Source organism: Coleofasciculus sp. A1-SPW-01 (assembly GCF_040217205.1).
Classification (GTDB): Bacteria; Cyanobacteriota; Cyanobacteriia; order Cyanobacteriales; family Coleofasciculaceae; genus Coleofasciculus; species Coleofasciculus chthonoplastes_A.
The window spans coordinates 43,462-67,373 of the sequence record NZ_JAVJNP010000083.1 but is presented as its reverse complement, the minus strand read 5'-3'; the positions used below and the strand labels follow the sequence as shown (position 1 = coordinate 67,373).

20 protein-coding genes are annotated in these 23,912 nt (G+C 44.5%); 15 read left to right on the top strand and 5 right to left on the bottom strand.

Annotation, left to right across the window (positions count from 1 at the left end; translation table 11 throughout):
- Positions 1-50: 50 nt before the first annotated feature.
- Positions 51-1,145, bottom strand: coding sequence for a RuBisCO accumulation factor 1 (locus RH949_RS12705; RefSeq protein ID WP_446353539.1), 1,095 nt, complete (start codon positions 1,143-1,145; stop codon positions 51-53).
- Positions 1,146-1,362: 217 nt separating this feature from the next.
- Here RH949_RS12705 and RH949_RS12700 point away from each other — a divergent pair, with 217 nt between their 5' ends.
- From RH949_RS12700 to RH949_RS12685, 4 genes are all read left to right on the top strand, one after another.
- Positions 1,363-2,304 (top strand): response regulator, encoded by a 942-nt coding sequence (locus tag RH949_RS12700; protein ID WP_446353537.1) that lies wholly within the window; start codon positions 1,363-1,365, stop codon positions 2,302-2,304.
- Positions 2,305-2,457: 153 nt separating this feature from the next.
- Positions 2,458-3,165, top strand: a complete 708-nt coding sequence (gene ubiE / locus RH949_RS12695) for a bifunctional demethylmenaquinone methyltransferase/2-methoxy-6-polyprenyl-1,4-benzoquinol methylase UbiE (RefSeq protein ID WP_006101621.1) — start codon at positions 2,458-2,460, stop codon at positions 3,163-3,165.
- Positions 3,166-3,429: 264 nt separating this feature from the next.
- Positions 3,430-4,665, top strand: a complete 1,236-nt coding sequence (locus RH949_RS12690; protein WP_446353553.1) for a DUF445 domain-containing protein — start codon at positions 3,430-3,432, stop codon at positions 4,663-4,665.
- Positions 4,666-4,786: 121 nt separating this feature from the next.
- Complete coding sequence (locus RH949_RS12685) at positions 4,787-6,202, top strand: DUF2079 domain-containing protein (protein WP_446353535.1); 1,416 nt, start codon at positions 4,787-4,789, stop codon at positions 6,200-6,202.
- A 123-nt stretch (positions 6,203-6,325) separates the two neighbouring features.
- Here RH949_RS12685 and RH949_RS12680 read toward each other — a convergent pair whose 3' ends face one another.
- Positions 6,326-7,162 carry a retropepsin-like aspartic protease family protein gene (locus tag RH949_RS12680; RefSeq protein WP_157453196.1) on the bottom strand — a complete coding sequence of 279 codons (837 nt, stop codon included), beginning with the start codon at positions 7,160-7,162 and terminating at the stop codon, positions 6,326-6,328.
- A gap of 164 nt (positions 7,163-7,326) precedes the next feature.
- The gene (locus RH949_RS12675; RefSeq protein ID WP_006101645.1) at positions 7,327-7,860 is read right to left on the bottom strand and encodes a retropepsin-like aspartic protease family protein; all 534 of its coding nucleotides are present in this window, start codon (positions 7,858-7,860) and stop codon (positions 7,327-7,329) included.
- Positions 7,861-8,341: 481 nt separating this feature from the next.
- Here RH949_RS12675 and RH949_RS12670 point away from each other — a divergent pair, with 481 nt between their 5' ends.
- Genes RH949_RS12670 through RH949_RS12660 form a run of 3 tightly spaced genes read left to right on the top strand, consistent with a single transcriptional unit; the run spans position 8,342 to position 13,338 of the window.
- Entirely contained in the window at positions 8,342-11,581 is a 3,240-nt protein-coding gene (locus RH949_RS12670; protein ID WP_446353532.1) for a response regulator, read from the top strand.
- Entirely contained in the window at positions 11,547-12,959 is a 1,413-nt protein-coding gene (locus RH949_RS12665; RefSeq protein ID WP_446353530.1) for an adenylate/guanylate cyclase domain-containing protein, read from the top strand. The genes RH949_RS12670 and RH949_RS12665 overlap by 35 nt, the downstream gene beginning before the upstream one ends.
- Position 12,960: 1 nt before the next feature.
- The gene (locus tag RH949_RS12660; protein ID WP_006101731.1) at positions 12,961-13,338 is read left to right on the top strand and encodes a response regulator transcription factor; all 378 of its coding nucleotides are present in this window, start codon (positions 12,961-12,963) and stop codon (positions 13,336-13,338) included.
- 527 nt (positions 13,339-13,865) lie between these two features.
- Here RH949_RS12660 and RH949_RS12655 read toward each other — a convergent pair.
- Together RH949_RS12655 and RH949_RS12650 are read right to left on the bottom strand one after the other, a co-directional pair.
- Entirely contained in the window at positions 13,866-15,245 is a 1,380-nt protein-coding gene (locus RH949_RS12655; protein ID WP_446353528.1) for an MFS transporter, read from the bottom strand.
- Between the two features lie 93 nt (positions 15,246-15,338).
- Entirely contained in the window at positions 15,339-15,764 is a 426-nt protein-coding gene (locus RH949_RS12650) for a RidA family protein (protein ID WP_446353526.1), read from the bottom strand.
- Positions 15,765-16,229: 465 nt separating this feature from the next.
- On the opposite strand from RH949_RS12650, the gene RH949_RS12645 reads away from it, so the two are divergent.
- From RH949_RS12645 to RH949_RS12610, 8 genes are all read left to right on the top strand, one after another.
- A complete protein-coding gene (locus tag RH949_RS12645; protein WP_446353524.1) occupies positions 16,230-17,300 on the top strand; it encodes a sulfate ABC transporter substrate-binding protein in 1,071 nt (356 codons plus the stop codon).
- A gap of 69 nt (positions 17,301-17,369) precedes the next feature.
- Positions 17,370-18,224 carry a sulfate ABC transporter permease subunit CysT gene (gene cysT, locus RH949_RS12640; protein WP_446353522.1) on the top strand — a complete coding sequence of 285 codons (855 nt, stop codon included), beginning with the start codon at positions 17,370-17,372 and terminating at the stop codon, positions 18,222-18,224.
- On the top strand, positions 18,214-19,110 hold the full coding sequence (gene cysW / locus RH949_RS12635) for a sulfate ABC transporter permease subunit CysW (protein ID WP_446353520.1): 897 nt from the start codon (positions 18,214-18,216) through the stop codon (positions 19,108-19,110). The genes cysT and cysW overlap by 11 nt, the downstream gene beginning before the upstream one ends.
- A gap of 161 nt (positions 19,111-19,271) precedes the next feature.
- A complete protein-coding gene (locus tag RH949_RS12630; protein ID WP_446353518.1) occupies positions 19,272-20,303 on the top strand; it encodes a sulfate/molybdate ABC transporter ATP-binding protein in 1,032 nt (343 codons plus the stop codon).
- Positions 20,304-20,423: 120 nt separating this feature from the next.
- The gene (locus tag RH949_RS12625; RefSeq protein ID WP_446353516.1) at positions 20,424-21,260 is read left to right on the top strand and encodes a sulfite exporter TauE/SafE family protein; all 837 of its coding nucleotides are present in this window, start codon (positions 20,424-20,426) and stop codon (positions 21,258-21,260) included.
- Position 21,261: 1 nt separating this feature from the next.
- On the top strand, positions 21,262-21,846 hold the full coding sequence (locus RH949_RS12620) for a DUF1634 domain-containing protein (RefSeq protein ID WP_446353514.1): 585 nt from the start codon (positions 21,262-21,264) through the stop codon (positions 21,844-21,846).
- Positions 21,847-22,422: 576 nt separating this feature from the next.
- On the top strand, positions 22,423-22,860 hold the full coding sequence (locus RH949_RS12615; RefSeq protein WP_446353512.1) for an FHA domain-containing protein: 438 nt from the start codon (positions 22,423-22,425) through the stop codon (positions 22,858-22,860).
- 181 nt (positions 22,861-23,041) lie between these two features.
- On the top strand, positions 23,042-23,830 hold the full coding sequence (locus RH949_RS12610; RefSeq protein WP_446353510.1) for a Crp/Fnr family transcriptional regulator: 789 nt from the start codon (positions 23,042-23,044) through the stop codon (positions 23,828-23,830).
- Positions 23,831-23,912 lie beyond the last annotated feature (82 nt).

Here is a 23,912-nt window from a genome sequence, read left to right as displayed (position 1 = left end):
TAGGTTTTTTATTTTATGGTTGGGACAAGACAAGGAGGACAAGGAATGACTTATTCGTCGATTTGCCACAGATCCTGACTCAACGGTTCATCGAGAATTTGCTTGGGACGTAACACCAGAATTAGCTGTCCCAGTAAGGGTATATCGGGTTGTTCCGAAAACCACTGGATCGCTAATGTCCCCGATTGATCAACCATATAATAATTATCGGCATCCCACTCTGGTGTTTTGCGGTCAACAATTAGCAACACCGCTTCTGATTTTTGATTCTCTTGCTTAGGAAGCTGAGTAATATTACTTAAAATTGCCACAGGCTCTTGTGCCTTGGCGACGATTTGCCAACCGGGAATGGCGACAATCTGTTGCTGATGGGCAGAATCAACAATCTGAAACGCCCCCTTTGTCTTCACCGTCTCCACTTGCTGAAACTCAGCAGTCGTTACCGGAAACTCACCCGCCAATGGGATCAGTCGCGGTAATTGTTCACTCGCTTCCACGCGATAGAGGGGAAAACGGGGCGCTCGACGGCGGTTCCCTCCCAAGGGTTCTGTGAGTAATTGCTCAATTTCTTGACGCGACGATTGGCTATGAGCAAACATTAACCCTCGTGCGACTAAGCGCGATCGCTCTTGTAAATTCTGCTGTTGTTGGGCAAGTTTCCAGTATTGGTAAGCTACGGCATCACCTGGGTGATCTGAAAATCCTTCCGGTAGGCTACGGCGACGCGACAACTCTTTCATCGCTTTTGCCACCTCACGGGCACCATCTGCATCCAGATTTCTGGCAACAATAAACTCAGCGGCGGCGGCTCGTTCTGGTTGGGTGAGAATCCGCAACTCATAGAGGATATCACTCCCCGTCCGATCAAAGCGCGATCGCACCGCTTCTGATACGCCAGCTTTGACTAACGTTTCGTATACCTGAGATGCTACAATGACTTGATTCTGTTGGATTGGCTCAAACCCCGTTTGTTCAAAAACGGCTTGGGAACTATAGCCAGCACTTTGGAGTTGTTGACACGCTTGCCCCCACTCTACCCAGTTACGTTCTTTGCGCCTGAGCAACTGAATTAGTGCATCAGCATCTACTGTCTCTGAGTTAGCTTGAGGATTATGGTGAGGATTTCCAGGTGATATTTCAGTCATAATGGGAAGAAAAGCTTGCCGTATTTTTTGAGTTATCAGATGTCTAAAATTTCTCGTGATTAAATAGTAATAGATTTAAGCAAAAACTAGCTAGGGTTAGATAAAAAGCTTAAGGTTAAGACAGTTTACATCTATTGGGCAACAGGAAAGACCAAAATAGCCTTACCCTTGTGGCTCGCCAGTTCAAACTTACTCGCTTGGAGTTTGTTGTAGTGTTATGGACAAGGTGAACCCTAATTTTGATAATATCACTCGTCAGTTCATGAGTTTGGAGCGATCGCAAAAACCGAAAATGCTTGTGGTGGATGATGAACCCGATAACTTGGATCTCCTCTACCGCACCTTCCGCCGTCACTTTAGCGTATTCAGGGCTGAAAGTGGCGCTCAAGCCCTCTCGATCCTTTCCAATGAGGGAGAAGTCGCCGTGATTATTTCTGATCAGCGGATGCCAGAAATGAAGGGAACGGAGTTTTTGAGCAAAACCGTCCCCCAGTTTCCGGATACCATGCGGATTATCTTAACCGGATTTACGGATGTGGAAGACTTAGTAGAAGCCATTAATGCCGGACAAGTCTATCGCTATATTACCAAGCCCTGGGACCCAAACGAACTCAAAACAGTTGTAGAACGGGCAGTTCAAACCTACGAACTCCTGAAGCAACGCACCGAGGAGTTGCAGCGAGCTCATGCTCAAATGGCACTCATGGAAACCCTGGTGCAAGTGGCTCAAGAGTCAGAAAGCCTAGAAACCAGCTTGCCCCAAATCGCCCAAGTATTTAGCGACAGCTTTGGCACAGACACCTGTATCCTGCAACTGGTAGAAGACGATCATTTGATAGATGTAAAAGGTACACACAGCCAAGATGAATCCCTTGTCAACCCCCTAGAATCCGATCCCCTCTTGCCAGACGCGATCGCTAATCGCCAACTACAAGTCTGGATTAACGCCCCGGGTGCAACTCCCCAAGACACCACAGAGTATTACCAGAAAATTGGCATTAAAGCCCACCTGCTGATTCCAATTGTCCACCGCAGCGAACTTCTAGCTCTACTCTCCCTCCAATGGCAACAACAGGCGCGTAAACTGAGTGAAGATGAGCTAAAACTGATTCACCTATCCGCCCAGCAGGTTGGTTTAGCGATCGCAACCAGTCGTTGAGTGTTAAATCTGTAGGGGCGGGTTTAGGAATTTCTGTGAGTGTTAAATCTGTAGGGGCGGGTTTAGGGATTTCTGTGGCGCGGTTGATGATAAAGTTTATTCAAAACCCGCCCTCATCTCCCCCAGCTTCCCCCATTCCCTATTCCCGAACCAATGACAAATGACCATTCCCCATCAGAAATTCGCCATTTATTCGATCGCATCGCCCCAGTTTACGACCAACTCAACCAGTGGTTAAGTTTAGGTCAACATCGGATCTGGAAAAAGATGGCGGTGAAGTGGTGCGACTTAGAGCCAGGTGAGATTGGGTTAGATTTATGCTGTGGGAGTGGCGATTTAGCCGAACTGCTAGCACGAGAGGTAGGCAAAACGGGTCAAGTGTATGGGGTGGATTTTTCGCCTCGGCTACTCGCGATCGCAAAAGCTAGGGCAACTTATCATTATCCTCCCTTAACCCTTCACTGGATTGAAGCCGATGCTCTCGATTTACCCTTCCAGGATAATTTTTTCCACGGTGCCACCATGGGGTATGGTTTGCGGAATGTTACCGATATTCCCGGTTGTTTGCGAGAACTGTACCGAGTCCTCAAACCGGGGGCAAAGGCGGCTATCCTAGACTTTCATCGTCCTCAACACGCCCCCTTACGTCAGTTTCAGCAATGGTATCTCGACACAATCGTCGTACCCCGTGCCAAATCCTTAGGCTTAGAGCAAGAATATGCCTACATCACTCCCAGCTTAGAGCGATTTCCCAACGGAAAACAGCAAGTTGAACTTGCCCACCATGCGGGATTTAGCCAAGCTACTCACTATCCCATCGCTGGAGGAATGATGGGCGTTTTGGTTGTCAGGAAACCGTAGCATCTTGACGGGGTGGGTAAACGACTTGAGGAATTGGCAAGGTGTGGGGTGTTGGGTGTCGTTTAGCTTTTTTACAAAATAGCGAAGGTGCAGGCTCCCTCGTGACCCTTCACTTCGTTCGAGGGCGTGTTTATCCGAGGGATGAAACGCCCCTTGAACCGTAGAGCCTACAATGGGGATCAGGGATGGGGGATTATAAAATGCAAAAGTCAACCCTTTCCACCAATCCTGGATTGTCCATTCTGTATTACGTCGGTTGCTGTTTTGAATTTATCGAACCTGTGGCTGCTATTCTTACCTCCAATCGCGGGGGGAATTATTGGCTATTTCACTAATGATTTAGCAATTAAAATGCTATTCCGTCCCTACCGCCCCATCTACATTGGCAAGCGGCGGTTACCGTTTACACCCGGTTTAATTCCCGATAACCAGGAACGGTTAGCGAAACGGGTATCCGATACCATCATGGGTTCTTTGTTAACCCCGTCGGAGATGCAACGACTAGCACGGCGTCTACTGCATCGGGAACGGGTGCGTGGGGCAATTCTGTGGATGCTCAATCTGACGTTGCAACAAGTCCAGTTAGATAAGGAACAGAAAACAGCGAAGATTCTTGCGGCTATCCTCCACGACTTATTAGGAGAATCATTGCCCCGTTTACTCAAAGTTTTAGCCCGTCGCGAGAATTTTTTAGAAGCCCAGCTTAACCAAATTTTTGACCAAATTTTGCTGGAGTTTCAACTGAATAAGCAACAAGCGCAACAGCTTTCCCAGTGGATTTTGCAAGTGGCATTACCGCCTGATGTGCTACGTCAAGGGATTATTGATTTTTTAACCGATCGCAATATCCAAATCATTGATGAAGGGTTTCGCGAGAAGACAAGCGGCACCTATTGGATTGTCGCCAATTTATTTGGACTACGCAATACTCTCACCCGTTTGCGAACTTATTGCTTAGATGAGAAAGAGGAAACTAATGCGCGTCTAAAAGAATTACTGACCGCCTTGGGTGCCCGTGAACGGCTACAGATATGGCTGCAAACTCTATCCCTACAAAATTTGCCTGTGTCTACGGTGCGACAGTTACGCAAAACCATGCGAGATGCAGTACGTACTTATATCCGAGAGCAGGGCGGTGAATTTTTGCAAGGTTTAAGTCAATCCATTGATTGGGAAAAGGTCGCGGTATTAATTTTAAACCGATTGCGAGAGTCGGCGATTATGAGCAGCTCAATGGAATTAATTAGTCAAGAACTGGCATTAATTTTGGAGCGTTATCTGGAAGAAGATTTAGAAAAATTGGTGACGCAGGTTATTCCCATTTTATCGATTGATCAGCTCATTGTAGAACGGGTAAGAGGTACATCACCGGAATCCTTAGAAGTTGCCGTTAAAGTGATTGTCAAAAATGAATTACAAGCGATTGTTAATTTAGGCGGGATTTTGGGTGTAGTGATCGGTTTATTTCAGACTGGGTTAATCCTATTTCGGGGATTTTGAGTTGGGGAAAGCGGGAAGTAGAGATATCGGGGCGGGTTTTACCGCTAAGTCCGATAACTTGACGAAACCTGCCCTTCTAGGGGAATAGTGGTGAGGTAAATTTTAACTCCCTGCAAGTAGTATGGCAACAAGTCGGTCTCTTAATACGGTTAGGTCTGCGATCGCGGTAAGTGCTTTAATACTATTGATATGCAGCAGCTTACGACACGCCCTATTTCAATCCACTGCTTTTGATTTGGGCTATTTTGACCAAGCGACTTACCTTATTAGCCAGGGACAAACCCCCATTGTTTCCTTCTGGGGTTATCATTTTATGGGCGGTCATGCGGATTGGATTCTCTATGGACTCGCCTTGCTGTACAAAATCCATCCCGATGTCCATTGGTTGTTTGCGGTGCAAGCCATTGCGTTAGCTGTCGGTGCTTTACCCACCTTTTATCTCGCCCGTCAAGCAGGGTTAAAGGAGTCCCAAGCAACAGCAATGGCAATTGTCTATTTGCTGTATCCATTAATTTTTAATCTCAATCTATTTGATTTCCATGCCGAAGTTATCGCTTTACCCGCTTTTTTAGGCGCAGTTTTGGCGGCGCGGCTGAATCGTAAGATTTGGTTTTGTGGGGCAATTGTTTTGATTTTGGCGTGTCGGGATGCTTTATCTCTGACGGTAGCCGCCATGGGGTTTTGGTTGTTAGTTTTTGAGAAAAAACGGTGGTTTGGTGGGATGGCGTTAGCGGCAGGAATTGCCTGGTTTTTGATTGCCACTCAAGTGATTATTCCCTCCTTTAGACCCAATGGTGTTGAAGCAGTCGGGCGCTATGCTTTCTTAGGAGACTCGGTTCTAGAAATCGCAAAAAATCTGCTTCTTAAACCGGGGTTAGTATTGGGAAGAATTTTTACCTTGCCTAACCTAGAATATTTGGCTTTGCTGTTCTCACCACTGATTTGGGGACTTTCAGCCCAGCATCTAATCCCTTTAGTTGGTGCAGTTCCTACTTTGATAATAAACTTAATCACTGACTACCAACCTCAAAAAGATTTAATTCATCAGTACTCTTTGCCAGCACTGCCCTTTCTCTTATTAGCCGTCATTTCTACATTAGCTGCCGGAAAGGGATGGTTCCGCCACCCGCGAAGCATGATTATCTGGTCATTGGTTGCGTTTTTAGCGTTAGCCAAATTTGGTTATTTTTGGTCGAGATATTTGGAATCTATTGATACTTGGCAAGCGACAAGGGAAGCCATTGCTCAAATTCAAACTAAAGGTGGGGTTTTAGTTCCTGCCCAAGTTGCTCCCCATTTAACCCACCGCCCTGTGGTTAAGTTGGTAACCGTCGGTGCGGAAACGACTGAGTTAGGGGAATTTGATTATGTACTATTGAATCAGCGTCATCCGGGTTGGGGAAGTAGTCCAGAGGTGGTTAATCAATTGTTAGAACGGTTACAAAATACACCTAAGTTTCAATTAAGTTATCAGCAGGATGAAGTTTATTTGTTTACCCAGAGGTTAATTAGGAATTCTGGAAATGAATCGAGATGAATTTGGCATAAATCATAGACGTGCCATGGCATATCTGTAGGGGCGGGTTTAGGAACTAAAGTCAGCTTCTCAGACATAAATGAACAACAAAACCCGCCCTGATTAAATCATCAGGATAAAAAATTATGAGCGTTTGCGAAATTCAATCACACTATCTTTGATGGTGATGTCATAGCCGTCAAAAAAGTCATGTCCCAAGAGTCCAACAGGCATAGCTGGCGGTGCGATCGCGACTTCAAGATCTCGTTTCAGGCGACCATCGCTTTCTATGGATTCCAGGATCGTAACTGGCATTTGTACAACCGCACCATCGGCTACACTCATCTGACTAAACCCAACCGGTTTTAAGTTTAGTGAGGACGCGATCGTTTGGGTGATTAGCGTATTCGTCGCTCCGGTATCAAACAGCATATCAAATTCCCGTTGACCATTAAAGGTAACTTCGATAATGGGAATACCCCGAACTTTTCCTTTAATCGGTATTGAGAAAAACTGGGGACTACTATCCCCTTGTTTCGGTTTCGGCGGTGGCGGTGTGGATCGCTGTTTGGCATCCGCCAGCAGGTTTTGGTATTGAGATAACTTCTGTTGGGCGGTTGAGTGATGCTGACTGGAAGCGGGTACAGCTTTTAGTAACTCAATGGCTTCTTGCCAACGATTCGCCACTAAATTCCAATCCTCTCGACTCACCGCTGATTGACTAATCGTAACCGCACTTGTCGCCACATCAATGGCTTCTTCGTAGGTGTCTGATTGAGGGGGTGACGGTGGTTGGGGTTTTGCGGCTTGTGGTTTGGGCGAGGGAGAAGCGGAAGGGGTGGAAACCGGACTGGCGGCTTGCGTCGGAGTAGGACTTGCAACCGTATCCGCCTCACTATTACTACATGCACTGTTGAGTAGGGTTAATGTGCTGAATAAAGCGATCCAAACACGACGACTCCAGAAAGATTGCCACATCATTGGTAATTTGTCCTTTGTCCTTTGTCATTGGTCATTAATCATTGGTCATTGGTCATTTAATAAATAATTATCGCACTTGATGGGGGCGGGTTTTGAATCAACGTTACGATCAACAGCGAAACACAAGTCCCTAAACCCGCCCCTACTTGGCTCAACATTTCTCCCTACCGATATCTAAGTTCGATCACATTTTCCTTAATCGTCACATCATAGACACCAAAAAATCCTTGTCCTAATAGTCCGATATCAAGGTGTTGATTAATCGTCACCTCCGGATTCGTGACTTCAATACCGCCGACGGCGACAGAATTGACGCGACCTCGCGGAACTTCGACTTTGCCACCCGCCGTGGAGGTGATAACGACGCCTTCGGGTGCAACGTTTAAAACTTGTGCCATTGGAGGGGTAATGGCAATTCCAGACGCCCCTGTATCGAAGAGCATTTCAAAACGGCTGTTGCCATTAAATTGGACATCAACGACCGGAATTCCGGACACTCGGCGTTTAATGGGAACTTGAATCACTGAGGGTGTACTGTTACCACTACCACAAAGGTGACCCAGATCAATGACATTGCCGTTGCTGTCTTCTAGGTAGCAGGGCAAATCACTCTGGGAATGGGAGATACTGGTAGATGAGATAATTCCTGCGATCGCGAGGAATACAGGTAAGACTTGGCGGGATAAATAGCGTTTCATGGTGATCTTGCGCCCAGTTCGGCAACAATCGTTGTCATTCGTCCAATTTTCTATTTCTTAATTTAACCCAAAACAGGGGGACACGTCCTCTGTTCAGCTCATCGTAGGGGTTGTCAGGGAACAGAGAACAGGGAACGGGGAACGGACAATACGTAATTGATTCGTCTTAGCTGACCCATCTTTTAGCGATGATGAGAGTGAAATAGATTGAACCGATTACTCATCCGGATATCTGCTCAAGATGATGTAGATATTAATAAAATTTCATGAGCCTTCGTTGTTGCAAAATTGTTGTTAAATAAACATCAGAATCTTATTCAGTCGATTAAAAACTTGGGGAGTCTTGCAAAATTCAAAATAAAATCTATGCGAACAATTGGGAAAAATCTCCCCTGCGCCCCTCCACCCCTGCTCCCTGGCTTCCCGCATCCCATCTCATCAACGTTAGAACTGTCTGTATTCAACCTTCACCCACTCTAAAATGGCTTTTCCTCTCTTTTCCGGGCAACAATCTATCACACGGCGAACCCTGGTTAATGTAGCCTTAAGGATTGCTGGAGTTATTGTTGTATTAACGACGTGGAGTTATTTTCACACCTTGTCATTTTTTGAATCTGAGGCATTGGAACGGGTCAAAAAATATGTATATGAACGAGGTGAACGGGAAAGCATTCTCTTCTCTATCGCTGTAGATAATCATACGCTTCTCAAACAAGAATTAATAAAAAACCTCAAAGAACCCAATTATAATTCCTACACTAAGTTCAATCAACTCTTTGTCGAATGGTCTGATGGTGTAATTCGCAATCGACCAAAAGATCAGCCTCCGGAAAAGTTCGACACCCTTGAGCAGGCGGGGGTTTATATCGATGAAAACTTAGTCATTGATGCAGAGGTTCGACAGCGAGTTCTTACCTTTTACAACCTAACCACAACCTATGGCTCAGTTTGGCATCATCGTTTTATCAATACCTACATTACTAGCCCCGACAATATTATCGCTATCTATTGGCCCGGGACGCCCTGGGTGCAACGAGCTTCGACTGAACTTAATCTACAAAACGAGAAAAAAGCCTATGGTGCTAAAACCCAAACCAATGCAGAGTCAAATACGGTATGGACAGGACTTTACTACGATCCGCAGGCTCAAGATTGGATTGTCTCTGTGAAAACACCTGTTAATTTAGATGGTGAACATATTGCCACCATTGGACATGATTTGACTCTGAATCAACTGATGGATCGCATGATTCAGGATCAGACTGAGGGCGGTTATAATATTCTTTTTAGCGGGGATGGTCATCTCATTGTTCATCCCGATAAAATTGATGAAATTAAACAAAAAAAGGGGCAATTCAATATTCTTGAATCCGATGACCCCCACCTTCAGCGTATCTTTCAATTAGTCAAAGACATAACCCCCAATCAAATCATCATTGAAAATACTAAAGATAATGAATACTTAGCTGTCGCCAGAATTGATGAACCGGATTGGTATTTAGTTACCGTTTTTCCCCAGTCTATCTTAGCCAAACCCGCCCGAGACACAGCCGGCTTTATTCTGGGGTTAGGACTTGTAGCACTTGTGCTTGAACTGTTAGTCCTCTATTTTGTCCTGCGTCGCCAAGTTACGAATCCCTTAATTGAGTTGATGGGAGCAACGGAACGAATTGCGGCTGGAGATTTGAATATTCAACTGGATGATACTCGCAAAGATGAGTTAGGACGTTTGGCAAATCTGTTCAATTCAATGGCGGTTAAAGTCTACGTCCGCGAACAATTCTTAAAACAAGCTGAATCGGAAGCCAAACGCTTACAGAAAACTGAAGCAGATACTCGCCAGCATGTTGAAAGTATTAATCAAATTCTTGAAGGTCGCGTTGAAGAAAGAACCGCTCATTTAACAGCTATTATTAATAATTTAGTTGATGGCTTACTGGTTACCGACACTCAAGGAAAAATATCTCAGTTTAATCCCGCTTTCCTCCGGATGTTAGGGTTAGGAGAACTGGATATTACGGATAAAAAGGGTCAAGATATATTAAACAGCGAGTTAGTGGAATTAGTCACCCAAACCCAAAACCATCACCGGGAAGTCTTTACCGCAGAAATTGATCTAGCGGGGGGACGTATTGGTAAAGCTGTAGCTACCGCCATTGATAAGGTGGCTTTGGCTGATGGTGCAGTTGAGGAGTTTCTGGGTTCAGTTATCCTGATTCGAGATATTACCGTTGAAAAAGAAGTGGATCAGATGAAAACGGATTTTATCTCTACCGTTTCTCACGAATTAAGAACCCCGCTAACTTCTGTCTTGGGATTTACCAAAATTATCAAGAAAAAACTCGAAGATGTCATTTTTCCCCAAGTCCAAACCGACAACAAGAAAATTCAGCGAACTGTTCGCCAAGTCAAAGATAATGTCACTATTATTGTCTCGGAAGGAGAACGGTTAACGGCTTTAATTAATGATGTTCTCGATATTGCCAAAATGGAAGCCGGGAAAGTTGATTGGAATATGCAGCCGTTGTTGGTTCACGAGATTATTGAACGGGCAATCGCGGCGACATCCTCGTTATTTGAGACTAAACACATTCAATTTATTAAAAAGGTGGAAACTGAGCTTCCAGAAATCTCTGGGGATAAAGATAGACTGATTCAAGTTCTGATTAATTTAATTTCCAATGCTGTTAAGTTTACTCAAAAAGGAACAATAACCTGCCGAGCGACACAAAGGCATAGTGAAATTATTATTAGTGTTATTGATACAGGTATGGGTATTGCTCCTGCTGATCAGCCTCAAGTCTTTGAAAAATTTAAGCAAGTTGGGGATACGTTAACAGATAAACCGAAAGGAACCGGTCTAGGATTACCGATATGTAAACAAATTGTCGAACATCATGGTGGCAGAATTTGGGTCGAAAGTGAGTTCAAAAAAGGAAGTACATTTTCGTTTACTCTTCCCATTCATACTAATCTACCTGTCCAAGTAAATATGATGGATATGGACACATTGGTTAAGCAGCTTCAAGTAACGGTCACCCCTGACAAATCATCCACGAAAAAGACTTCCAATAGAACAGTACTGGTTGTCGATAATGAAGCCTTAATTCGTCAACTGTTGCGACAAGAACTCGAGTCACGGGGATATCAAGTCCGGGAAGCCAAAGATGGTCTAGAAGCGATCGCACTCGTTAAGCAAGAACGACCCGATCTAATTACTCTGGATGTGATGATGCCGGAAATGAATGGTTTTGATGTTGCTGCTGTATTAAAAAATGACCCATCAACTATGGACATTCCAATTATTATTTTGTCCATTATTGAAGACCACGAACGAGGTTATCGATTAGGAATCGACAAGTATATCACTAAACCCTTTGAATCAGAACAATTGCTTCAGGAAATCGATTCTTTAATTGCTCAAGGAAGTTCTAAAAAGAAAATATTAGTCGTTGATGAAAATATATCCACCGTTAAAACCCTGGCTGATGTCCTAACCACCAGAGGATATAATGTGATTGAGGTCTTTGATGGGGAGGATTTTAAAGAAAAAGCTATTTCCGTTAAGCCGGATATGATTATTGTCAATTCTGAGTTGTCGGAGCGATATAATATTGTGAAAACCCTGCGCTTTGAAAAGGGGCTGGAAAATGTATTTTTTCTCTTATTAGCGAATGAAAAAGCAGATGGTAACCATCAGTCTAAAAAAGTTGCTGAATAAAAAGGATGTTTTATCTCTGATTAAGGAAATGAGTGCCGTCATGGAGACACCGATTCTGATTCAGGATACCCAGGGTCGTCTCCTTTTTGGTGAAGAAAATCAAAAGGAACTGGGACATTATCCGGTAAAGCTGGCTGATGATATTATTGGTTGGATCACAGGGGGTGAAAAATCCGCATCATTGGCGTCCCTCCTGAGTTATATTGCCAATAAAGAAATTCAGGAAAAAATGCTGGCGCGGGAAACCTTGGATAAATATAAAGAGATTAACATGCTTTATAATATATCAGGACGGTTAACCGCTTGCCTTGATCTAAAACAAGTTGCCAACTTAATCATTGATGAAGCCACGCGATTAATTAAAGCCACCAGTGGTTCACTCATGTTATTAAATCCCGACACGAGTGAGTTTGAGTTAGTCGCTGCTATTGGTCAAGAATATGACCCCAAAGCGCCCTTGGCATTGGGGAGAGGAATCGCTGGGAATTTAATTTTGACGGGTAAAGCCGAAATTATTAATAATGTGCAGGCGGATATTCGATTTGTCGAAGGTCGGAATCAAATTTACTCTCTGATTTGCGCTCCTCTGCAAACCAAAGATGGTATCATTGGGGTGATTAATATTAGTCATCAAGAGCCAATTAATTATACGGCGGCTGATTTAAAGTTATTGACGGCTTTAGCATCCCAAGCAGCATCTGCTATTGAAAATGCAATGTTGCATGAACAAAAACTCAAAGAAGAGCGGATTAAAAGTAATCTCGAACGTTATGTCTCGGCTAAAGTTGTTGAAGCCATCCTGGAAGAAAAAGATGATTTTTCCTTCGAGCCAGCTAAACGGGATATTGCCATTTTATTTTCAGATATTAGAAATTTTACCACGAAATGTGAGGAATTACCTCCGGAACTAATCGTCGAATACTTGAATGAATATTTTACCCACATGGTTGATGTAATTTTCAGCAATGGCGGAACTGTCAATAAGTTTGTGGGTGATATGATTGTGGCAATGTTTGGCGCTCCCTCTCGCTTAGTTTACAGTGAGCAAGGTGCGATTAAAACAGCAATTGAAATGCAAAAGCGGATCAAAGCCATTCCGGTTCCTTGGATTCGCCAAAATTTTATTACCGGAATTGGTATCAGTTCAGGGGAAGTGATTGTGGGAAATGTTGGCTCTCCTCAGCACATGGATTATACTGCTATTGGGGATAAGGTCAATATTGCCTCTCGTCTACAATCTATTGCCAAAGGGGAACAAATTCTGGTGTGTCGCAGTGTCTATGATGTCACCTATAATCTGTTTGATTTTAAGGAAGTTGGCACTGTGCAAGTTAAGGGGAAGAAAAAGCCTGTCGATGTATTTGAAGTGATCTATTAAGATGGACAAGAAAATCTTGATTGTTGATGATGAACCGCATATTCGCCTGTTAATGGCACAAACTTTAGAGGAATTGGAAGATGAAGGCGTAGAAGTCCTGATTGCGGAAAATGGGGAAGAGGCAATTGAAACCATTAAACTGGAAAAACCGGATTTAGTGTTTCTGGATGTGATGATGCCGAAAATGAATGGTTTTGATGTCTGTTATGCTGTTAAAAACAATCTGGATATTAAAGATGTCTACATTATTATGTTAACGGCAAAGGGACAAGAGTTTGATAAAGAAAAAGGGCAACAAGTCGGGGCGGATTTGTATATGACTAAGCCCTTTGACCCCGATGAAGTGGTCGAAAAATCCTGGGAAATTCTGGGATTATGAGGGGATAGCATTTCTTACTTTTCACGGAGTCTGGAAAACCTCTCTCCAAACCTCTCTCCTGCAAGGAGAGAGGCTTTGAATTCTCTCCCTTCCCGGCAAAAAAAAAGCGAAGCATCCTTCCGTATACCCGTTAGAATTGAGTCTCATACCAAGTTGCAGTCTAAGGTAGAATTTGTCATGCTGAGCGAAGTCCTGAGCGAAGCGAAGGAACAGTAGCGAAGCATCTGTCCAGATTCTTCGCTTCGCTCAGCATGACATGATAGAACGCAACTCGGTATCATTCTGGTTTTGGGTTATGCTATCAAATGTTTCTGCCGACCTATTTAAACCCAAAAGACGAAGATACCAATCGATGTGAATAAGTTCTTGACCTTTTTGTTCATTAGGTTTTTTTTCGCTGTCGGACAGGTGGTGGAAAGCCAAGTTTTTCTGGGAATGGGGAACAGAATATGCCGAATTAAGCCAGCGTTTAACTGGACATAATAACGTTTTCTGTTCCCAAAAATTAGGCTAGATTCGCCGTCATTTTACTGCTGTGGATTATGGGAAAAAAGAGTCAGAATTAGTGTCATGACTGGGAGTATAGCACAAGTGTAGAGACCCGGTTGATAGGAACCCAATTGATCCTTAAATACAGCTAAGAATGAAGGTCCGATCGCACTCGCGCACACCATACTCATCATCTGAACGCCAGAAATAGCCCCTAAATGCATTCGACCAAAGAATCTGGGTAAAGCTACAGTAGATAAGGTGCTAAAACAGCCGCCACTTGCACCTAATCCCACAATTGTCAGTCCCCGTAACCAGCCTATACCCAGGTTTGCGGCACAAGTAAAGCCGATAGCTTGAAACACAATCATGAACAAGAATAGATATTTCAAAGAAACTCGGTCGGCGCTTAGTCCCATTGAATATCCCACAATCGTGGAGAGAATTGCCATGGGTAAGAACAGAGATACTGCCTGAATTTGCGATAATCCTGCTTCTGCGCCAATATCAACGATGTGAAAGGTAATCCCGGTAACGACTAAAGCGTGAGAAGATAAGGTTAACGTGACTGCCCAGAAAATTCGGGTACGCAGCGCTTGAGAACGAGTAAAATCTCGTATCTTGTTCTCACCGAAAGTGTCTCCGGTAGTAGCTGGAGTTGTGGCGTCTCCGTCCATAATCAGACCACATTCTTCTGGATTATCTCGGTAGAATAACCAGCCAACAAATCCCATGCCAATCCCCACAATCGCTGCCATTGTTACCCAGGTATATCGCCAACCGAAGCTGTTAATCCAGGTACTCAGAATTAACGGTGCAATGGAAAAGCTAAAGGAGACAAATACACCGGTTGTACCGGAGACAAACCCACGACGACGGTCAAACCATTTGCCTAAGGTGGTACGGCTGGTCATTGTCAGCATTCCTTGACCGGAAAAGCGCAGGCTGGTAAAGCCGAGTCCGAGGATCACTAGGGCAATAACTGAATGATCAAGGGGTAGTATACTATTGACAACGATAGCGATGCGATCGCACAAACTAAAATAACAGAGTGTCCCCCCCAGCCACAGCGACGAACCCACCACAATAACTCGTGCGCCAAAGCGGTCAAGCAACACTCCCCCCATGGGTAATAGCAGACCACTGGTTAAGGTTCCCACCAGGTAAGCATTACTCAATTCCAAACGTGATACACCCGTCGCCTGTAGTAAATGATCCGTGAAAACGCTCACTCCTACAGTTTGACCCGGAATACTCATAATGATCCCAATCGTGCAAACCACCGCAATAATCCAGCCATAAAAAAACGGGAAACGAGTGGTAGAGAAGGGATAGTTAGGATGTAGTAACCTTCTGGGAACTGTTTGATCTGTTGCAGAAATTGAGCCTTTTTCAGCAAGTTTGGATCGGAATTTCATTAAAATGCACCACGTCTTGAGCTTTGCTGTCTACTTTGCCATACTTATTGTTAGTTGGCATCCTTCTATTGTTTCAGACTGACAGCTTAGATTTTATCGCAGCGCTGTACACTTGATTTCCACGATGAGTCCAGGGTCAGACAACGCGGTGACACCTACTTTTGTCCAAGTCGGATATTTCTCAATAAAATACCGATCTTTTACTTCCATAAACAGCGGCAAATGGGGAATCATTAGGGGTTGCGAAGCTGGAATAGAGGCTGGAATTGTGACATGATAGGTCACAAGTTCTACAACATTGTCAAAGGTTACGCCTGCGGTTAAAAGAACTTTATTGACATTTTCAAACGCCTGGATAAATTGTTCTTCTATTCCCTCAACCACTTGTAAGTTTTCGTCGCGACCCACTTGACCGGAGACATAAACTGTATTTCCGATTCTAATACCCGGACAATAGTGATATTTTTCATATAGGAGTTCCATCCCTGTGGGAATAATCACTTCGCGAGTCGCGACCATAACTAATCTCCTTGCGTAGACAATCATGTCAATACTTTACCTCTAAACCTGGGGATAATCAGGGTAGCTTTTAGATTTTGAAGCTTGGATTTTAGAGTTTAGAACTATTGCTGCTTGATTAATTGTCTAACTAATTCAGCCAAATGGGAACAACATAAACAGGGAAATAGGGTAATTTAGCCTAAAAAAATACTTTTTAAAACAAAATGCCACACTACATGATGGGAATGAATAGCACACCGCCGCAGAGATAGCCACAGGGGGTGAGGTTACGCGATCGCGAAAGCCAGTCTTGGTGTTGCGCCTGTTGCCAATGCTTGTGAAAAGGTTATCAATCAAGGTTTTCACCGCTGTTCACAATAAAATTGAATCAAGTTTGTATTGCAAATGTTTTAAAATGCAACTAGAATTGAGTTGTAGGCGAATTAAAGCAAAAATACGGATTCGTTATAGGAGTTGTACAGTATGAGAACCCAATCCACTCAGCACATCTGGCGATCGCGTCAACGGTTCATGGCTCTAGTGCTAGCAGGGGTAGCCATGAGTAGCGCGATCGCAGCCTGTTCCCGTCCCCCCAGTAACACCCCTAACGCCGACAGTCCCGTCAAGTTAACCCTAGTCTCCTATGCGGTAACCCAGAAAGCCTATGAACAAATCATTCCCCAGTTTGTCGAACAGTGGAAAGCCAAGACCGGTCAAACCGTAACCTTTGACCAAAGTTATGGCGGATCAGGCTCCCAAACTCGCGCCATCATTGATGGCTTAGAAGCCGATGTTGTCGCCTTAGCCTTGGCTTTGGATACGAAAAAGATTGAAAAAGCTGGACTCATTGAACCGGGTTGGGAACAAGAATTTCCCAACGATTCCATCGTTCATAAATCCGTGGCGGCTCTGGTCACACGAGATGATAAAGTAAACGTGACTCAATGGTCTGACCTGACTAAAGATGGCATTAAAGTTATTACCGCCAATCCCAAAACCTCTGGGGGAGCCAGATGGAATTATATGGTGCTATGGGGAGTGATTACCCAAGCCGGGGGTAGCGACAAGGACGCCGAAACCTTTGTCGAAAGCGTCTATAAAAATGTCCCCGTTTTGCCAAAAGACGCTCGCGAAGCCAGTGATGTATTCTTTAAACAAAGTCAGGGCAATGTATTAATTAATTATGAAAATGAAGTCCTTCTCGCCAGGGAACAGGGAGATAATCACCCCTTTATTATTCCCACGGACTACAACATCTCCATCGATAATCCCGTCGCTGTTGTTGATGCCAATGTCGATGAACATGGAACTCGCGAAATCGCCGAAGCCTTTGTTAAATTTCTATTTACTCCAGAAGCACAGCGAGAATTTGCCAAAATCGGCTTCCGTCCAGTGGATGAAACCGTAGCCAAAGAGTTTGCCAGTAAATATCCTACTGTCGAAAATCTGTTCACGGCGAAAGATTTGGGCGGCTGGGAGCAAATTCAAGCCAAGTTTTTTGAAGATGGTGCCGCCTTCGACAAAATGCAAGCAAAACTCGCTCAATCCAAATAGAAAGAATAACCCCTAAAGCCCACCGACTCCTTTCTTACCTGGAGAAATATCATAAATCTTCAACCTCCCATGACTAATTCAGCAGATTACTTTCAATCTTTAACCACCTGGGGGCGAAATAAGGTTGCCACCATTTCTATACCCTGGACGATCACTTTCGTTTACCTAAGTCTAGTTTTATTACTGCCGATCGCGGCATTGATGAGCAAATCCCTAAGCCTAGGAGTCTCAGAGTTTTGGCGGATTGCAACTTCTGACGTGGCTCGCTCGGCTTACAATGTTACCTTCGTTACCGCTTTACTCGCCGCCCTGATCAATGGTGTGATGGGAACGCTCGTGGCTTGGGTTTTAGTCCGCCATGATTTCCCCGGTAAAAAATTCGTTGATGCGGCGGTCGATTTGCCTTTTGCGCTCCCAACTTCAGTGGCTGGATTAGTGTTAGCTACTGTTTACAGTGATAAAGGTTGGATTGGACAATTCTTTGCTCCATTTGGCATCAAAATTGCTTTCACTCGCTTGGGTGTATTTGTGGCAATGGTATTTATCTCGCTTCCGTTTATTGTCAGAACATTACAACCTGTTTTACAAGAGATGGAAAAAGAAATCGAAGAAGCGGCTTGGTCTTTGGGTGCATCTAGCTATCAAACCTTTTTCAGAGTCTTACTTCCTCCCCTAGTTCCACCCATTCTGACGGGGGTAGCGCTGGGTTTTTCGCGGGCGGTTGGAGAATATGGTTCTGTGGTGATTGTTTCATCGAGTATTCCTTTCCAAGATTTAATTGCGCCAGTACTTGTGTTTCAACGGTTAGAACAATACGACTATGGGGGAGCCACTGTAATTGGTACTGTTTTGCTTCTCGGTTCATTACTGTTACTGCTGGTGATTAACGGACTACAACAATGGGGGCGTCGTTATGCTGCGTAATTTTTTTTATCGTGTCTCCATTAAGGAAAAGGGGGGCGAGTTTGGTAACATTAAGGTGACAAAAAATGATCATCGTAAAACCCAGCCCCAAACACAATTGTTAATCGCGATCGCGTTAGGTTATCTGTTCCTTGTTTTATTCATTCCCGCCTTAGCTGTGTTCTATGAAGCTTTCCATCAAGGGATTGGTGAATTGTTCGCCGCGATGGGGAGTCGGGAATTCTTACACGCTGTCCGCATGACTGTGATTATGGCTGCGATCGCGTTACCTTTAAATACGGTGTTTGGACTCTGTGCGGCTTGGGTAATTGCCCGTAATCAGTTTCGCGGACGTGCTTTACTGATTAGTATTCTTGACTTACCCTTTGCCATTTCTCCAGTTGTTGCGGGTTTAATGATTGTCTTACTTTATGGACGAAATGGCTGGTTTGCGCCGCTACTCAATAGCTTGGACATCAAGGTTCTTTTTGCCATACCTGGAATGGCAATGGCGACGATTTTTGTGACGTTACCGTTTGTGGCGCGGGAAGTTATTCCAGTGATGGAAGATATGGGTTCAGATCAAGAAGAAGCGGCGCGTATCTTGGGGGCGAATGACTGGCAGATTTTCTGGCGCGTCACTTTACCAAATATTCGCTGGGGTTTACTCTATGGAATTTTACTGACGAATGCGAGAGCGATGGGAGAATTTGGCGCGGTTGCTGTAGTTTCTGGTGGCATTTTAGGTCGGACTCAAACGTTACCTATTTTTGTGGAGCAAGCCTATAAAAATTATCAAACACAAGCCGCCTTTGGTGCAGCGGCAATTTTGGCATTGTTAGGATTTGTGACCCTGATTGTCAAGGAGATTTTAGAGCGCAATACAAGCCGTCCGGTTCATCATTAAGGGGTCATTGGTCAAAGGGTTTTCTCAGCAAAGGTTAGTCAGGGCGGGTTTAGTTACATCAGGGTGAGGTAAGAAAGGATAGTAGTAAAACCCGCCCCTACACACCCAAAATTATGTTCTTGAACGAAGCGAAGGATCAAAACTTATTTCCAGGAGTTATTATGAGCATCATTGTTGAACAGGTTTCTAAGCAGTTTGGTAATTTTGTTGCCTTGGATCGAGTCAATTTGACGGTAAAAGAAGGAAGTTTGGTGGCGCTATTGGGTCCATCGGGTTCCGGGAAGTCTACACTGTTACGAGCAATTGCTGGATTGGAACCTCCGGATAGTGGGTCAATTGTAATTAATGGTCAGGATACAACCCATTTAGATGTCAGTCGGCGTAATATTGGTTTTGTGTTCCAGCATTATGCCTTATTTAAACATCTAACCATTCGCCAAAATATTGCCTTTGGTCTAGAAATTCGTAAGCGTCCCCGACGATTTGTCAAGCAACGGGTTGAGGAATTATTGGAGTTAGTCCAGTTGCAAGGATTAGGCGATCGCTATCCATCTCAATTGTCGGGGGGTCAACGCCAGCGAGTCGCATTGGCGCGGGCTTTGGCGGTACAGCCGCAGGTACTGCTTTTAGATGAACCTTTTGGTGCTTTAGATGCTAAGGTGCGGAAAGAACTTCGGGCTTGGTTGCGGCGGTTACATGAAGAGGTTCACGTTACCAGTATTTTTGTTACCCATGATCAAGAAGAAGCCATGGAAGTAGCGGATGAAATTGTGGTAATGAATCAAGGACGAATTGAGCAAATTGGCACCCCTGACCAAATTTATGACCATCCAGCTAATGCGTTTGTAATGAGTTTTATTGGTCCAGTGAATGTGTTACCGAGTACCGCCCATCTTTTCCGAAATAATGATATGACGGCGATAAAAACTCAGATGTTTGTTCGTCCCCATGATATTCAGGTGCAAACCTCGGCTAATGGAGTTACGTCACCGGCTATCGTCAAACGGGTTATTCATTTGGGCTGGGAAATTCAGGTTGAGTTAGCCTTTATGGATGAACAAACGATTGTGGCACATTTGAGTCGCGAACAATTTAAGACACTTAATCTAAAGCCCGGTCAGCAGGTATTTGTTAAACCCAAGGATGTGAAGGCGTTTCCAGCGTTGACGTCGATGATTTATCAAGCGTCTTAAAAAACCTAGTAGCGTGGCATACCTAATTGGGTGGATTAGCATTGTAGGGGCGCATGGCGTGCGCCCGATTTAACCATAAATCTATCCCACAATTTTACTGGAACAACCACCAAATAACCTATGAATATCTTAGAATTTTCTGTACTGGTTTGGGCTGGCTCATTCACCGCTGGTTTTTTAGGCGCGATGACTGGCTTAGGGGGTGGTGTGGTTATTGTTCCCTTTTTGGTGTCGGTATTTGGGGTAGATATCCGATATGCGGTAGGTGCGTCTTTGGTGTCAGTAATTGCCACGTCTTGCGGTGCAGCTTCTTCTTATTTAAAAAAAGGCTATGCTAATTTGCGAATTGGCATGTTTCTGGAAGTCGCCACCACAATCGGTGCTATTATGGGTGCCTTGATTGCCGCTTATGTATCGGTTAAAGCCTTGACATTGGTGTTAGCGATCGCACTGATTTATTCTGCCTACTTTTCCTGGCAAAATCAACCCAAGCCGGACACCCCTGAGTCCCCTGATTCCCTAGCTACTTATCTGAAACTTAATGGAACGTATCCCACCCCTGATGGATTGATGATGTATCACGCTAATTCTATTCCCATGGGTTTTGGCGTGATGATTGTTGCGGGCGTATTATCGGGGTTACTGGGTATCGGTTCGGGGGCGTTTAAGGTGCTAGCCATGGATCAAGTCATGGGTTTACCGTTTAAAGTCTCTACAACAACCAGCAATTTTATGATTGGCGTAACGGCGGCGGCGTCAGCCGGGGTTTATTTAACCCGAGGTTACATTGACCCTGGATTGGCAATGCCTGTAATATTGGGGGTATTACCGGGTGCTTTATTGGGGGCAAATGTTCTTATCGGCGCCAAGACAGAGATTTTGAGAATCGTCTTTAGTCTGGTACTTTTAGTGATGGCGCTTAAGATGATCTACCAGAGTTTTATCGGGGTGGGATAAAATGAATCGAGTTAATTTCAAGTTGCTGAAACCAGAACCTGCGATCGCGAATTCTATCTGTGAACGAAAGGTGAGACAGAAGTCAGAGGGTAAAGGAGTTTCAGGAAAGGAGGAATGTGGCGATGTCGCCGAAAATGATAACGGTTTAGACGGATATGAGATAACGGATTTATCCCGTAATTTTCAGGTTAATGATCAAGAATCAGCTACGGAATCCGCTAATCCGCTACAACTTGAACAGTGGATTGCTAATCTGCTGAACTATGGCGTAATTTTGTCCAGCAGTCTCGTTTTGGTGGGGGGAGTTCTTTATTTAATTCGCCACGGATTTGAACCGGTGAATTACCGGATGTTTCAAGGAGAACCTGCTGAATTCCGCTCGCCTGTTGGTGTCATCCAAGGGGTTTTGTCCGGTCGCCGTCGGGGTATTATTCAACTGGGATTACTGGTTCTCATTGCTACTCCGATTCTCCGAGTTGCTTTTTCCTGTATGATGTTTATCCGACAGCGAGATTGGACGTATACTGTTTTGACGTGGCTGGTTCTGTTTGGGTTGATTTACAGTTTTGTCGGCGCGTATTATTAATTTATTTTATTTAACTGGGGGGTCAGACCCCTCCCTAGCCCTCCCCTGGGAGGGGAGGGAAGCAAGCCAATAGGATCATTTATTTCCTGGCGTCTAAGGATAGCGACATTCTGCTTAGTCAGGGATGATTTTGTAGCTTGTGTTACAATTGCGGAGAAAATTTTCCTTCAATTTTGATTATTGGACGGGTATTTTAGCATCGGGGAATTCACTCCAATGGCGTTTGGACTGGCTCCGTAATAACAGGGTGTGAAAAACTCGGTCAAATTCTGTAAACTGAAGATATCAGCTATCGAATTAGTGAGACTGAGCCTCTTAGCTCAATTCTGGATTAAGCTATTTCAGGGTGATAACCAACAGCAATATGGCTATTGCGATCGCGTACTCTCTAGGTAAAACTCTCTTTCTTAGCGGGATATCAGGGGAAGTCACGGAATATCTGGGACTTCTCGTCACCTTTACCCGAAAAGCCATGTCCTAGAAGTGAATCGCACTATACCATCCCTCTTTGCGATCCCTCTTGGGCATGTCATGATTAAACTAACTATCAAGTTTTGATTTTTAGGGGTGCATCAATTGAATCATCAATCTTTTTCTGGGGCAAATCTTGCTCCAAATGTTATTACGGTATCACTGCGATCACCGTCTTATAGTGTGCCAATTCAACAATGGCACTTTACAGATCAACCGATTATTAAAATTGGGCGCTGTGCGGATAACCATATTGTGCTGCGGAGTTCGGTTGTCTCGCGTTACCATCTGGAACTGCGGTGTGTGGGGAACCGATGGAAACTGATTAATTTTGGCAACAATGGGACGTACAAGAATGGTCAACCGATTACGGAATTGGAAATTTCCGATGAGATTATTATTCAACTCGCCCTTTCGGGTCCCCAGTTGCAGATTAATCTCAGTACCAATGTACCAGAACCGTTATTAAAGCTGCTTCGCCATCAAGATTCAGACCACCGCAATCTTCCGGGACGGTTACGTACCATGTTCAGCGGAAGTTGAGCATAGATAGGGCGACCCGAGTTAATTAAGCGAACTCCCGTTGTTTATTTGTGGAAGCGGGTCGCCAATACGATAGAACTAGCGATAAGATGCCAAATGAATTTCAAATGAATTCCAATCAATTTCTAGTTTAAAAGCAGGCTGGGTAAGCTGGTAATATATGTGCAACCCGGATTAAGAGATGGCAAAAGCAGTCAAACAGCCTAAATCTGACTTGACAATACGACTCCAGAGTAATTACCTATTTAAGGAATTAGACGCCGACTGGTTGGGTGATTATCTGAAAACCTTAGATCTCAAGGGAGAAAAGCTTTACTCTAGTCGTCCCGTCTATACCGCCTTTCGTCCCGGCGTTTCCTTGGATTTCCTGTATGTGATTGTCAATGGCGGACCGGTGATTACTCGCAGTACGCCGTTAGATCGGGTGATATCCATTAGCTATCCCGGTGGTTGTTTTGGGATGAGGAACTTGGCATTTAGCTATGGACAGGTGTCGAGATCCTTTCCGAGTTTGGTGGAAGCCTATAAAACTACAGATGTATTCCAGATTCCGTTGGACGTGATTGAGTCCATTTATAAAGAAAACCAGACATTTCGCGATCGCTACGATTTGCTGTTTGAGTTGCGGGAGAAGTTTCAGTACCATTTACTCAATTGCAGCACCTATCCCCCTCAAGCTGTTGCGGCGCTGTTGCGAGCCTTGGTGTATCAGGAGCGATCGCTGGGGAATCAACCGGATGCCAATGGTGTTTATGTATTTGATCTGCCTGTGGATGTGATTGCTCATGCCAGTCAGCTTAACCATCGTACCGTAGAACAGGTACTCAAGGGAATGCAACAAGTTGGATTATTAGCCTCCCCAACCGCCAAGGATACCTCTAGCGATATCGTCCGCGTTGCTGATCCAGAAGGGTTAAAGGAAGTCTACAGTGCAACCCGGGATAAAGTATCCTGGTGGCCCCTGAAGTGAGTACACAAATCTAATCAACTATGTAGGGGCGACCCGCTTGCACTAATTAACAACTCCAGTCCCCTCAATTTGCTCGGGTCGC

Bases quoted from the DNA above. Each gene is read 5' to 3' on its own strand.
- RH949_RS12705 (WP_446353539.1), bottom strand. From the start codon at position 1,145: ATGACTGAAATATCACCTGGAAATCCTCACCATAATCCTCAAGCTAAC.
- RH949_RS12700 (WP_446353537.1), top strand. From the start codon at position 1,363: ATGGACAAGGTGAACCCTAATTTTGATAATATCACTCGTCAGTTCATG.
- ubiE (WP_006101621.1), top strand. From the start codon at position 2,458: ATGACAAATGACCATTCCCCATCAGAAATTCGCCATTTATTCGATCGC.
- RH949_RS12685 (WP_446353535.1), top strand. From the start codon at position 4,787: ATGGCAACAAGTCGGTCTCTTAATACGGTTAGGTCTGCGATCGCGGTA.
- RH949_RS12680 (WP_157453196.1), bottom strand. From the start codon at position 7,162: ATGATGTGGCAATCTTTCTGGAGTCGTCGTGTTTGGATCGCTTTATTC.
- RH949_RS12675 (WP_006101645.1), bottom strand. From the start codon at position 7,860: ATGAAACGCTATTTATCCCGCCAAGTCTTACCTGTATTCCTCGCGATC.
- RH949_RS12670 (WP_446353532.1), top strand. From the start codon at position 8,342: ATGGCTTTTCCTCTCTTTTCCGGGCAACAATCTATCACACGGCGAACC.
- RH949_RS12665 (WP_446353530.1), top strand. From the start codon at position 11,547: ATGGTAACCATCAGTCTAAAAAAGTTGCTGAATAAAAAGGATGTTTTA.
- RH949_RS12660 (WP_006101731.1), top strand. From the start codon at position 12,961: ATGGACAAGAAAATCTTGATTGTTGATGATGAACCGCATATTCGCCTG.
- RH949_RS12655 (WP_446353528.1), bottom strand. From the start codon at position 15,245: ATGAAATTCCGATCCAAACTTGCTGAAAAAGGCTCAATTTCTGCAACA.
- RH949_RS12650 (WP_446353526.1), bottom strand. From the start codon at position 15,764: ATGGTCGCGACTCGCGAAGTGATTATTCCCACAGGGATGGAACTCCTA.
- RH949_RS12645 (WP_446353524.1), top strand. From the start codon at position 16,230: ATGAGAACCCAATCCACTCAGCACATCTGGCGATCGCGTCAACGGTTC.
- cysT (WP_446353522.1), top strand. From the start codon at position 17,370: ATGACTAATTCAGCAGATTACTTTCAATCTTTAACCACCTGGGGGCGA.
- cysW (WP_446353520.1), top strand. From the start codon at position 18,214: ATGCTGCGTAATTTTTTTTATCGTGTCTCCATTAAGGAAAAGGGGGGC.
- RH949_RS12630 (WP_446353518.1), top strand. From the start codon at position 19,272: ATGAGCATCATTGTTGAACAGGTTTCTAAGCAGTTTGGTAATTTTGTT.
- RH949_RS12625 (WP_446353516.1), top strand. From the start codon at position 20,424: ATGAATATCTTAGAATTTTCTGTACTGGTTTGGGCTGGCTCATTCACC.
- RH949_RS12620 (WP_446353514.1), top strand. From the start codon at position 21,262: ATGAATCGAGTTAATTTCAAGTTGCTGAAACCAGAACCTGCGATCGCG.
- RH949_RS12610 (WP_446353510.1), top strand. From the start codon at position 23,042: ATGGCAAAAGCAGTCAAACAGCCTAAATCTGACTTGACAATACGACTC.